The organism is Chitinophaga sp. ARDCPP14, from assembly GCF_051362515.1.
GTDB lineage: Bacteria > Bacteroidota > Bacteroidia > Chitinophagales > Chitinophagaceae > Chitinophaga.
This window is the reverse complement of the sequence record NZ_JBKIXB010000006.1, coordinates 43,378-56,646: the sequence shown is the minus strand read 5'-3', so window position 1 is coordinate 56,646 and position 13,269 is coordinate 43,378. Positions and strand designations below refer to the sequence as shown.

The window sequence follows — 13,269 nt, the reverse complement described above, 5'->3', positions numbered from 1 at the left end:
TATGTTGTATACGGATCACACGCCCGGCAGAACAGTGACACAGGACGGCCGCAGCTGCCTGTTCTTTTCGGGGTTTGCCTACCTGGGGCTGCATCAGCTGCCAGCCTTCAAACACCTGCTTATACAGGGGATTGAAAGGTATGGCGCCCTGTTTCCTTCTTCCAGGTCGGCAAACTTACGTTTATCCATATACGAAGAAATAGAACATGCCCTGGCTGTTCATTTGCAGCAGCAGTCGGCCGTTGTTTTTTCTTCCGGGTACCAGGCATCGCAAGCCGCTGCACAATACGCTGTCAGTAACAAGCAGCCCCTGTATGCACCGGATGCGCATCCTTCGCTGTGGCAGCAGCAACCGGAGTTGCCGGCTATGAGCCGCGACGAATGGATTACTCAAACCACTGAAAAAGTAAACACTCACCCGGATCATCACTTTGTGATCATCACGGATACGGTGAACCCGCTTACCGGCACTATTCATTCTTTTCACTGGTTGCAGGAATTGCAGCGCAAAGTGTTAGTGCTGGCAGATGATTCCCACGGCATCGGTATATTAGGCCCTGCCAGGCAGGGCGCCATCCATTTTCTGCCGCAAACACCTTTTGTAAGATACCTGCTCACCGCCTCACTGGCAAAGGCCTACAGTATTCCCGGCGGCGTTGTTGCCGGTCATGCAGCCGATATCATGGCCATCAAAAAACTGCCCGTGTTTTCCGCCAGCACGCCTATGATGCCGGCCTATGCCCATGCGTGGCTGCAATCCGGTGAACTGATTGTCAAAATGCACCGGTCGTTACAGCAAAACATCGCCTTTCTTCTTCATCTTACCGCCAACACCGCTGTGCATAATCCGCATGGCCTGCCCATGTTTATTCTTCCACCCGGTGAAGCATTGGTACAATACCTGCAGGAAAGGGACGTGATCATTTCCAGCTTTGCATATCCGCAGCCACATAGCCCGGTAATCAACCGGGCGGTAGTTTCTGCGTTACATCTCCAGGAAGATATGACAACGCTGCACCGGTTCCTCCAGGAGTTTGGTGTCACAAAAACATAAACAGCCATAGTGCATACTTCGCCATTGCTTTGGACATACTTAGGGAATACTTTGAACATGCCTTTGAGATGGAGTTAACACGGTGTTGACGTGGAGGTGACGTGGACTTGATCGGTAAGCTATTGGGGATCAGCTTCTTGCACAGGGTTTCAGCGTTCTGTTTAGACGAACGTCGCAAAGAAAGATATTGTACGTCAATGTTTTATACATGCTCTAAAGATACACCTGATTGGCGAAAATAACAAAAAAACGGGGTTGTATTACGTTGAATACAACCCCGTTTTTATTTATGTTTTACCAACTTCTTATGGCGTTACCTTTACCGTTTTAGGCATCCTCAGCTCCACAACATAGGTTCCCGCTTTCATCAGGCGGAAAGCAAACAGCGGGTTTACGCTGCCTATTTTGCTGGATACATTTTTATCTACCGATACAAAGGCAGAAGGAATACGATAGTACATCAGGTAGTTCCAGTTGGTACCGCCATTGGAATAGCGGCTCAATGGGAATGGTGCAATCTCAAAGTTGCAGATCATGGCGGTATCTGTATACTCAATGGGATGGAACCTGGCGTAGTTTTCAAAAATAGGACGGTCGCCACGCTTAATGATCTCTCCCTTTTTAGGATTGAAAGGTTTGCCATCTTTATCCGTAATTTTCAGAATAACAGAGGCGCCGCTTTCACTCACCCTGGTAATCGTCATTACCGGTGCGCCCATTGGCACGGTGGGAGAAGCATCATCCGGGAAGAAGTTACAGTTGGCCGTTGTTTCAGTCACCAATGGCGGATCAACCGTAGTGAGCGTACCGATATTCTTATACACTTTGGAGCCTGCCACGTTGGATACTTCCACATCATATTCGTAGGTAACATCCAGCGGTAAGCTGTCGGTAGCACCGTTAAACACAAACTGGCCACTGGTCAGGAATACATAAGGCTGCATCTTTTTCAGTTCACGCTTTTTGTTCACCAGTTCAATGGTGGTGTCTTTCGCGGGATCTACCGCTGCCGTATATACGTAAACAGGGTATTCTTTATAAAATTCATCCGCATGTTTTTTGTTATCTGCCCTCCTGATGTCAAGCAGCTTCACGGTCATGGGCTGGGTGGTACCATCTGCAAGGATGGCGCTTGTTTTCTGGAAAGCGTTACCCCGCTGCACTTTTATGGGGGTGTCCGGTACGTAGAGTCCTTCGCTCAGAAAGCCTTCCTCAATTTTTTTACATCCGGCGATCAATAGTCCCAGCAGAACAACGGATGTAAGGAATTTTATCCCTTTATATTTATACAACATACTTTTAAGTTTAGTGGTGATGACTATTTCCAATAAAACACGTGGTTGTTTTGCAGTACATGCAATACACCTGTTTTGGTAATGATACCGGTTGTTTGCAAGGTATACTGCATATCCCTGTCTTCCTCCGGATAGTCATCCGGACGGGGATCCGGATCGAGACCATTAATCACTTTTGTAAGCGCCATATACCGCACACCCCCGGAAAAAATATTGCCAAATGCGTCGGTTTTAGTAAGCTTGAAAGCGAAGTCTTCGTTCACTTTATTTTTATATACCTGTGATTCCAGTGAAAGATCTGCACGTACAATTTTACCTGCAAAAGCATAGGCCAGCAGGGAGTCGCGCAGTTCAGGCGTTTTCAGGCTATCAATCGTATACTTAACGTTTTCATCGTTCAGCTCAATCTGCAACAGCTTGGTCCTCACCGCCAGGAATTGTTTGATAGAATAATCTGTAGGCGCAACAAAAGTAATATCGCTGTTGATGGTTTCTTTTAAACCGGCCTTGTCGATCAGCAGGATCAGCGTATCGAAATTAGGATTTGCTTTCAGGTAATCGTAGGTAGTAAGATCGGTGTGATCGTTGGTAGGACTGCCTCCCAGGAAATGATCATCTTTCTTACAGGCAGCGAACAACAGGGTGATCATTAAGATGCCCCATCCTGCTTTTGTGGTAAATATTTTTAGTTTGTTCATGTCAGTACGTTTAAAATTTCAAGATGCTATTTCACTTTACCCAGCCAGTATGTATTTTGTATAAGCACGCTGTTATTGAGGAACAGCGAGCGTCCTACCGGCCATTTCCAGCCACCGGCATCAAAGCGGTCCTGCGGGAAACCTGGAGCAGCGTTCACATTACCATTCATGAGCATGCCGGTGCGAACCAGGTCGTACCAACGTTGTCCTTCTGCATATAATTCACGGGAGCGTTCCAGGAATGCTTCTTCTTTAATGTCGGCCACATCTTCTGCTAAAATAGGTTCCGCATGCGAGCGTGCCCTTACCCTGTTGATATCCTGCAAGGCGGCGCCTACATTGCCCTGGTCGGCACGGGCTTCTGCACGTAACAACAGCAGATCTGCATACCGCATCAGGATGATGTTGGCATCTACAGCACCATCTGTAAAGTTGCCCGGATTACGGTAGTTAATGTTTTCCCGGTTAGGGCCTGCAAACTTGCAGATCATCACATCGTACTGCCCAAACGCATCCAGGTTGGTGAAGTAATAATGACGGCGCACATCGGTACCGGCTTCATCATACAGTAAATTGATCAGGTCAATATTCGGCGCGTCTACCTTTCCATCTTTATTACTGATAAAAGGTGTTTTCAGAATGCTATAATAAAATCCTTTTTCTACCTGCTGTTCTCCATCCGCTACCTGCATATTGATTTCGAATATGCCTTCCATTGATTTTCCGTGGAAGATCTTTGGATACATTTCGGCGGCGAGTAACTGGTATTGACCGCTTTGCTCAACCGAATCGATGGCGGCAATCGCATTGGTTACATCGGATACTACCTGTCCTTTGTTCAGGAAGTTTCTCCACATGTATGCATGGGCCAGTAAGCCAAATGCGGCGCCCCTGTTAGCTCTTACCGCTCTTTCAGTGCCGTTTTTGTATTCCCACGGCAACAGGCTGATAGCTTTCTTCAGATCAGCTATACAAGTATCCAGGATGATCTTCTCATTGGTTCTCGGAATATTTTCTGCTCCCACAGGATTAGGATCATACTTCGTTACCAGCGGCACATCGCCCCAAAGGCGCACCATATAGAAATAACTGAACGCGCGAAGGAAGTAAGCTTCTCCGACGAAACGGTTACGGGTACGGGTAGGCTGATCCGTAAACTGTGCATCGGGGATATTGGGAATATTATGCAACATAATATTCGCTTGTGTGATCACTTTATAGTAGGGAGACCAGTCGTGATATTTATCCAGGTAAGATCCCAGGAAATCGGCCGTATTCATCCCATCTCCACCTTTCACCAGGAACCTCACATCATACACGTCGTAGTCGTTAAATTCATACGCGGGTAAGGAGCCATATGCAAAATGCGACATGTTCTGGTCCCAGTCCGTATTGGTAGTTAATGCCCTGCGCAATAACGCATAGCCGCCGGCCACACCCTGTTCTGCATCCCGCTGGTTTTTCCAGAAAACGGAATTATAGGGAGAATTGATCGGCTCCTGATCCAGCAGCTTCTTACAGGACACGAAAGGCGACAACAGCAGTCCTGCAGCTATTACCGTGAATATATTTTTCAGACAATTCATATCTTCTTCTTTTTTAAAATTAAAAACCAACATTTACACCGAGGGTGAACTTACGTGGTATGGGGTAGCCGCCACCGGTGTAAGTACCTTTTTCATCCACTGCTTCCGCATCCGGAACGCTTGATTTCTGGAACATCTTTACATTGTCTACCACACCATAGATCTGGAGTTTGCTCAGCTTTGCACGTTCCAGGAACTTAGGACTGAACTGGTAAGCCAGGTTCAGGTATTTGATACGCAGGTAAGAACCATTTTCTACAAAGGCTGACGAAAATGGAAGGAACTGGTAGTAATACTGCTGGCTGTAAGGAATTACTTCTGAATATTGGGTGTTATCGCCTTCTTTATGCCAGCTGTTGATCGAAGAAGGATCTATGCCCGCAATAGTAGCATAGCTGTTGGTTAAGCCGGTGAGCCTGTCGGACATGTATTTATTGTAGATATCACGTTTAAGGGTAAACGTCATATACACCTGCATGCTCCAGGGGCCGTAAGAAAATACGTTGGTGAAACCGCCGGTACATGCCGGGTTGGGATTACCGCTGCGCACCTTGTCATTCCAGTCCCACACGTCGTAGTCGCCGTTCTGGTCTTCCCAGATAAAGTCGCCCGCCTGCACGGTATGGTTGCCATTCCAGTAGGTGAGCTTTTCACCGGTGTAAGGGTTAAACGGAATATCTTTTTCGCTGGCATATACGCCTTTGCTCTTCATCAGGTAAAACTCGTTGATAGCGCGGCCCTTAGTGAGCACATACGTCATACCGGTATTGTTATCCGGTACCATCAGGTCACGGTTACCATTGGGTAATTTAACAATCTGGTTTTTGATGAAAGATAATATCAGGGTAGAACTCCACTGGAATTTGCTGGTGGGCGGTGTGATACGGCCCTGCACCGTGAATTCCACGCCGGTGTTGCGTACATCTACCGCGTTGGTATTTACTTTATCATACCCCGCAGTGGAAGGCAGCAGCAGGTTAAACAGCAGCTTGGAAGTACCCCTGTTAAATGCGTCGGCAGTTACATTTAATCTGCCGGCAAAGAAGCTTGCATCCACACCAATGTTGGACTGGATGGCCTGTTCCCAGGTGAGTCCGTCCTGTGCCACACCATCTGAGAAGTTAGGCGTTACGGCATTCACGCCGTTGTAGGTGCCGCCGGTAGATCCGCCGTAGGTACCCTGGTTGATGCTGTAATTATTATACTGGAGGTAATATTGTTTTGGTAAACTTCCGGTTACACCATAGCTTCCGCGGATCTTGAAATATTCCACCCACTTTTTAAGCGGGGCCATAAATGGTTCGTCGGAAATATTCCAGCCACCTGATACAGAGGGGAAGTAACCCCATCTGCTGTTACGGCCAAAACGGGAAGAAGCATCAGCACGATAGGCAAATGACAACAGGTATTTTTCTTTATAGTTATAATTCACACGGGAGAAAAAGGACAGCATACCGGAAGACTGGTAATCGGAACCTGAAACGAGGTTGCCATATGCATCCCTGTACATCAGGTAGCTGAGGTTGTAGCCCTGTACCACTTTCACGTTATCATTACTCAGCGCGCCGCTGCCAATACCGGTAAATTCATTCCTGATATTGTTGATAGTGTTACCCAGCAGCACGTTCAGATGATGATCTTTATTGATGATATCAGAAGTATAGCTCAGGGTGTTGTCGAGGTTGGCATTTTCAAAACGCGACTTACCACTTTGTGCGTAAGATAAACCGGCGGTGTTCAACTCTCCGGGACGGAAAATATCGCGGGTATTGATGCTGGACTGGATAGACCCGATGGAAGCAAAGCGCAGCTTTTTAGAGATATCGTAGTTCACGGTAAGACTGGCGGTGATATCATCATTGATATTTTTATCACGACCGGATTCCAGGTCGCCGGTAAAGTTCTTACGGTCGATATCCGAGATATTGAACAGGGAAGAAAGATACTGGCCATCTATTAACGGGATCACATTTTCTCCGGGGAACACGCCGCGACCGCGGGATCTGTCGCCGCGGCTCAAACGGAACAGGGAGGCCACATTCAGGCGGGACGACATTTTTACGCCCATGGCGGCTGAAATAGTGTACCGTTTAAAGCCGGTACCACGGATGGTTCCATCTTCATCGTAGTAGTTACCACTCACGCGGTAGTTGGTATTTTCTGAAGCGCCGGAGATAGACAGGTCGTAGTTCTGGATAATACCATTCTGGTAGAAGAGGTCCTGCCAGTCGACCGCTCCGCTGAAGGCAGGGTTCAGGCTATCTGTCAGCATCATGGGAATACCATTCACTTTCTGCTGATCAGTAAGATACTTCTGCAGGTAGTCCATTTTGAACCATCTTTCTTCTGCGCCGCCATATACGGTTTCAAACTTTGGTTTCTGGATCATACCGGCGTAGGTGGAAAAGTTCACCTGTGGTTTGCCCTGTTTACCGCGTTTGGTTTTCACAATCACCACGCCGTTGGCGCCGCGGGAGCCATAAATGGCGGCAGCGGATGCGTCTTTCAGGATATCTATCGATTCAATGTCGTTGGGATTCAGCCCGGCGATGTAGTTGGTACCGGTGTTGTCAAATGCGGCGGCATCGTCCAGTGAAACGGGGATGTCGTCGATCACGAACAGCGGGGAGCTGAGGGTGCGGGCGGCGCTGGCATCGCGGCTGATGGAGGTATTTCCCCTTACCACGAAAGAGCCTCTTACACCTGGTTCACCGGTGAAGTTTTGTACGTTCAACCCGGCCGCGCGGCCTTGCAGGAGCTGGTCGAAGCTGGGAGAAGGCAGGTTTTCGATATCCTTGCCTTTCACGCTGGAAACCGCCGCTGATACGGTTTTACGCCGTACTTCCTGGTAGCCGATAACCACCACGTCTTTCAGACTTTTAGCATCCGGCTTCAGGGAAACAGTAATAGATGCTTTCCCCGACAACACCACTGTTTGCGTTTCAAAACCTATAAATGAAATGGAAAGTTTGTTGGAATTGCCTTTCAGGGTAAGCGTAAACTGGCCGTCGGGGCTTGTGGCTGCCCCATTATTGGTACCTACTTCTTTTACAGATACGCCGGGCAATGCCGCTCCTTTATCATCTGTAACAGTACCTGAAATTTTTCGCTCCTGGGCCCATGCGTGCAGGCATAGGAATCCCATTAGCGCTAGTAGTAGCAACTTTTTGTGCATAGATTCTGGTTTATTGAATTATTCTGGAATTATCAGACTGGTTGACTGAATGCTCACTGAAATTTGTTCACTGGTGAATTAATCCTTGTTACTGTTATTGAAACGGGTGAATTACAACTGTTGCTGGTATGCTATAGTTTGGCTTGAATAATTCCGGTTGCTAAAATGTTTTGTTCACTGAAATGCTACTTTGTTCATCGATTGCTCACTTGTACTTCATTGTTCTGGAAGGAAATTTAGAAATGTTAAAGTTTTCCTAATAGGCCGGAAAGAATTAGTGACACTACCGTGACGGAGATTTTCACGCGACAGAAAACGCTTATATCTTCTTGTAAATTATTGACAATCAGATATAAACAAGAGAGACCCATTTAAGCACCTGTCTTTTAAAGACAAAATACTATTATTAAATACGAATATAACATCACAATAAAAAGACAGGTCCGACAATTTCGTGATAAACTTATCACCAGAGGATTTTCCGGACGTATAACGGACCTGCACATACTCACTGGCACCTATATACGAAATCGTCCATCAGCATACTTAAACCGGAAATACATCTTATTTATTTGCTAAATGGCATTGGCTGCCAACTATTAATTATTTTTGCCGGATAAACTTTGCCGCCTGAAAAAAGTACGGAAAATATTATCTGTCGTGTTACTGTGTTTGTTAGGCCTTGTCATTCTGATCGGAATACTGGTAAACATCCCCGTAGTGCAGAACTTCCTCGTGCATGAAGTGACCAGCCGCTTGTCGCAGCAGCTTAAAACGCGCGTGGAAATAGACCACGTGACTTTCCGGCTGTTCAACAGCATGCAGCTGGAAGGTGCGCTCATTGAAGATCAGCACAGAGACACGCTGTTGTATGCAGGCAAGCTGCAGGTGCGCATTACCGACTGGTTCTTTTTCCAGGACAAGCCCGTGATCAAATTCATCGGGTTGGAAAACGCCCAGGTAAACCTGTTGCGTACCCGCAAAGATTCCGTCTGGAACTATCATTTCCTCGAAGAAGCATTTGGCTCATCCAAAACCGATACCAGTAGTCAACCCTCCGGCGGCATCTCCCTTGACCTGAAAAAAATTGATCTTAAAAACATCCGGCTCAACCAGGTGGATGCCTGGGTGGGTGAAGATATGCGGGCATCTGCCAAACGCATTTATCTCGATGCGAAGAACCTGGACCTCCAGAAACATAACATCGATATACAGGAATTGACGCTTACCAATCCAGACTTCATTATCAGCAGTTATGCCGCCTCTCCCCTGCGGCGCCGGCGGAAACCCAGTCCGGACCACCCGGTACCAGATACAGGGCAACTGCAGCAGCTGCGCTGGAATAATGCCAACTGGAAGCTGGTGGTGAAAGAACTCAATATCAAAGACGGCATCTTCGGGGTGGATAACCCCGACGACAGCACGAAAATTGAACCCGGCTATTTTGCACCCAATCATATCCGCTTCAATGACATCAATCTCTCCCTCAGCAATACCAGTCTGGTAAAAGACAGTGTGATCGGGGATCTTACCCTGAGCACCAAAGAACGCAGCGGCTTTGAGGTGAAAAAATTAACCAGCCGGTTTAAAATGTCGCCCGTGGAAATGGAATTTTCACAGCTCGACCTGGAAACCAACCGCAGTCATATCGGCGACTATTACACCATGCAATACAGCGACATCAGTGATATGAGTGATTATATCAATGATGTGTTTATGCAGGCCCGGTTTAAAAATTGCAAACTATCGTCAGATGATATCGCCTTTTTTGCACCGCCCCTTTCCTCCTGGAAAAAGGAAATTACGCTGAGCGGCAAAGCCAGGGGCCCGGTGAGCAACCTGAAAGCATCTGAAATAGATCTGACCGCAGGTAGCACCACCCGTCTTAAAGGGAGCCTGGAAATGCGCGGACTGCCGGATATCTTTGAAACATTTATTGATTTTCATACAGAAGAACTCATCACCACCGGTAATGACGTGATGCAGATCATGCCCATTGTAAAGGACATTGTGAGCACCGTGCGCATCGACAAGCTGTCTTCCATCCGCTTCCAGGGAAGCTATACCGGGTTCATCAACGACTTTGTGGCCTATGGCCAGTTCCAGACCAACCTTGGTAAGGTAAACTCCGATCTGAACTTTAAAACCAGCCGCGATGTCCCTGTTTACTCCGGGAGTTTAAAAGCTACCAACTTTGATATCGGCACCCTTTTTAATAACGCTAACCTTTCTACCATCTCCCTCGATGCCAAAGTAGACGGCGCGGGTTTCAATTTTAAAACGCTGAAAGCTACCGTGGATGCAGATATCCAGGAAATATCCCTGCTGGGATACAATTACCGGAATATCAAAACAAAGGGGGAAATGAGCCGCAAATTTTTTAATGGTGCGCTCACGGCCACTGATCCTAACCTGGACATGGACTTTGCCGGGACCATTGATTTTAATGCCGCCCTGCCGGAATTCAAATTCAATTCAGAAATCCGTAAAGCAGATCTGAAAGCGCTGCATATCACAGAAGATTCCGTTACCCTGCAGGCCAAACTGGAGCTGAACTTTGTGGGCAGCAACATCGATAACTTCGATGGTACCGCGCGGATGTACGATGTATCTGCGTTTAAGGACAACCGCCGCCTCGAATTTGATTCCCTGTATGTATCGTCGCATATGGTGGATAACCAAAAGCTGCTTGAATTTACCGGCAGTGAAATCGACGGCTTTGTAAAAGGACAGTACAGTTTCCTCCAGCTGCCGGATGCTTTTCACCTGCTGCTGTATAAATATTATCCCAGCTATTTCAGCGCGCCGCAAAATGCGGTCATCAATCAGAACTTCACCTACGCCATTAATCTCGGTGAAGTGGATAAACTGCTGAGTGGCTTTACCAACCAGTTTTCGGGGTTTGACCATGCGACCGTAACCGGCGCCCTCAATACCATGAATGGCGGCAACCTGGCGTTGAACATCCAGGTACCCGAAGCCGGCTACCTGGGATATCATGTACAGGAATTACAGATTAAGGGAGATGGTAACTTTAATAAGGTTAACATCAGTGCGAGCATCGGCAAAGTATTATCCGGTAAAAATGTGATCCTCGAAAACCCGGTGATACTGGCCAGTTCAGGGCATGACACCTCTTTTGTAAAAGTGGACCTGGCTGCGGAAGACACTTCCTCCCTGGATGGCTTCTACGCCCGGATCATTACCGTATCGGACGGGTTGAAGATCAATTTCCTCAACAGCGCCTTCACCGTAAATGAACGGCAATGGAATGTTACCCCCGGCAATGAAATATACTGGAGCAAACATTTCCTGACGGTAAAAAACCTGCGGGTAACCCGCAACGACCAAAGCATTACCGTAGAAACCAATGAGTTTAATCCTGATGAATCCAAATTCATCGTTACCCTCAAAAATCTGAACCTGGCTGATGTAATTCCTGCCCAGCTGATTTCCACCAGGGTGGAGGGAATTACGGACGGCACTATTAATATTGCAGATCCCACGCAGAACCTGGATATCAATACAGCGCTGAGAACAAGGGAACTGCGCATCGACAATGATTCCATCGGTATTTTAAACATAGATGGCACCTATCATCACCTTACCGGTGACGCCACCTTTAACATACAATCGGATAACGAAGGAAAAGCTTTCCTGGCCCGTGGTAAAGTAGGATTAACGGCGTCCAACAATGGGATTGATGCCAGCGTGAAGCTCAACGGCACGTCTATCAGCCTGTTGAATAAATACCTCGCGGGCTATGTATCCAATCTCACCGGTGCGGTAACCGGTACTTTAAATGTAAGCGGCACCACGCGCGTGCCATCTGTAAAAGGCGCGCTCACCCTCGATACCGTGGGTGTTACCGTAGATTACCTGGGCACTCACTACCGCATTCCGAAGCTGAATGTGAACATAGATGACAACCTGATTGAATTCGGCAACTTTACGCTGGTAGATAAATACAATACCAAAGGCACTGCCAGCGGGTATATCAGTCATGACCATTTCGACAAGCTCAATTTCGACTTTGATGTCACCGGCCGCGGATTCCTGTTCCTGAATACCAGCGCTTCCGATAACGACCTGTTTTACGGAGATGTGCTGGCCGACGGAAAGGTATATTTCTCAGGGCCGCTGAATGATATGCAGATGCACATCCTGGCCCGCCCGATTAAAGGCACCCACTTCTATCTCCCTATGTCCGACAGCAAGGATATCGGGAAATACGACTACATCACGTTCAAAAGCTATGGCACCGAGATTGTTGAAAAGAAGAAGAAAAAAGACAATACCAAACTGACCGTCAAGCTGGACATTGCCGCCAACCCTGATGCGCAGATCGATGTTATCCTGGACGCCACCACCGGCGATATTATTTCCGCCAACGGTACCGGTAACCTGCAGATCACGGTGAATACAGAAGGCGACTTCACCATGTTTGGCAACTACGAAATCAATAACGGTTCCTACAACTTCAATTTCCAGCGGCTCACCAGCTGGAAGTTCGACATAGAAAAGAACAGTACCATTACCTGGAACGGCGATCCGTCGGAAGCCAGGGTAAACATTATGGCGAAATATTCCCTGCCAAAGGTAAGCTTGTATAACCTGGTAGGTCAGGGTACCAATGTGAGCACAGATAAGCTGGCCACGCGCACCGAAAAAGTGGATGTGCGGATCAATCTGCGTGGCGCCCTGCTGAAGCCGGATATTACGTACTCCATTGAATTGCCGGAAGTCGGCAGCCTGGCTTATGAAAGTGGTGTAGCCGCGCACCTGAAAGAGATTAACAATGACCAGAACAAGGCATTGTTCCAGGTGTGGGGGTTGCTGTTTTCCAACCAGTTCCTGCCGGATGACGCTACTACTACCGCCGCTGCCAACGTGGGCATTACCGGGAAAAACAGCGTGGGACAGGCGTTATCGGCCCAGGCGCAGGCCATTCTCAACAATATTACGGGTGTGCTGCTGAAAGGAAGTGGCATCGGGGTGAATGTGAATTACCGCGCGTACAATGTGGGCGGGCCACAGGACAACTCGTCCGTAGACCGTAACCAGGTGAGCGCAGGTATTACGAGCAATTTGTTTAATAACCGTTTCCGTTTATATGCCGGTGGGGATTACGATTGGGGTAAAACGGCTACTTCCGCCAATACCAACCGTTTTGCCGGCGACTTCCGCATTGAGTACCTCCTTACGCCGGATGGCCGTTTCCGTATCAACGCCTTCAGTAAAACGGATTATGATGTATATAACCTCAACAACCGTACGAAATCCGGGGTGGGTATTTCCTATATCAGGGAATACAACCGCTTCAGCGAGTTGTTTAACGACAGGCGGCGCAGGCGCACGCCGTTGCTGGATTCCCTCCGCCGCGCGGCGATGCTGAAACAGGAACAGGAAGATTCTTCCCGGGTTAAAGCAGATACTACCAACATTGAATAAAACAACAAAG

6 protein-coding genes are annotated in these 13,269 nt (G+C 47.8%); 2 read left to right on the top strand and 4 right to left on the bottom strand.

The window, feature by feature from the left end; genetic code table 11:
* The first annotated feature begins 1 nt into the window (after window position 1).
* Complete coding sequence (locus ACLHR0_RS17590) at window positions 2-1,054, top strand: aminotransferase class I/II-fold pyridoxal phosphate-dependent enzyme (RefSeq protein WP_436488292.1); 1,053 nt, start codon at window positions 2-4, stop codon at window positions 1,052-1,054.
* 305 nt (window positions 1,055-1,359) lie between these two features.
* On the opposite strand, the gene ACLHR0_RS17585 is transcribed toward ACLHR0_RS17590, so the two are convergent.
* From ACLHR0_RS17585 to ACLHR0_RS17570, 4 genes are read right to left on the bottom strand one after another with little or no spacing between them, the layout of a single operon-like run.
* Window positions 1,360-2,349, bottom strand: coding sequence for a DUF5007 domain-containing protein (locus tag ACLHR0_RS17585; RefSeq protein WP_436488291.1), 990 nt, complete (start codon window positions 2,347-2,349; stop codon window positions 1,360-1,362).
* Window positions 2,350-2,372: 23 nt separating this feature from the next.
* Window positions 2,373-3,047 carry a hypothetical protein gene (locus tag ACLHR0_RS17580; protein WP_429046083.1) on the bottom strand — a complete coding sequence of 225 codons (675 nt, stop codon included), beginning with the start codon at window positions 3,045-3,047 and terminating at the stop codon, window positions 2,373-2,375.
* Between the two features lie 26 nt (window positions 3,048-3,073).
* Window positions 3,074-4,633, bottom strand: coding sequence for a RagB/SusD family nutrient uptake outer membrane protein (locus ACLHR0_RS17575; RefSeq protein ID WP_429046081.1), 1,560 nt, complete (start codon window positions 4,631-4,633; stop codon window positions 3,074-3,076).
* 19 nt (window positions 4,634-4,652) lie between these two features.
* Window positions 4,653-7,808 (bottom strand): SusC/RagA family TonB-linked outer membrane protein, encoded by a 3,156-nt coding sequence (locus ACLHR0_RS17570; RefSeq protein WP_436488288.1) that lies wholly within the window; start codon window positions 7,806-7,808, stop codon window positions 4,653-4,655.
* Window positions 7,809-8,468: 660 nt separating this feature from the next.
* Here ACLHR0_RS17570 and ACLHR0_RS17565 point away from each other — a divergent pair.
* Complete coding sequence (locus tag ACLHR0_RS17565) at window positions 8,469-13,259, top strand: translocation/assembly module TamB domain-containing protein (protein WP_429046078.1); 4,791 nt, start codon at window positions 8,469-8,471, stop codon at window positions 13,257-13,259.
* Window positions 13,260-13,269 lie beyond the last annotated feature (10 nt).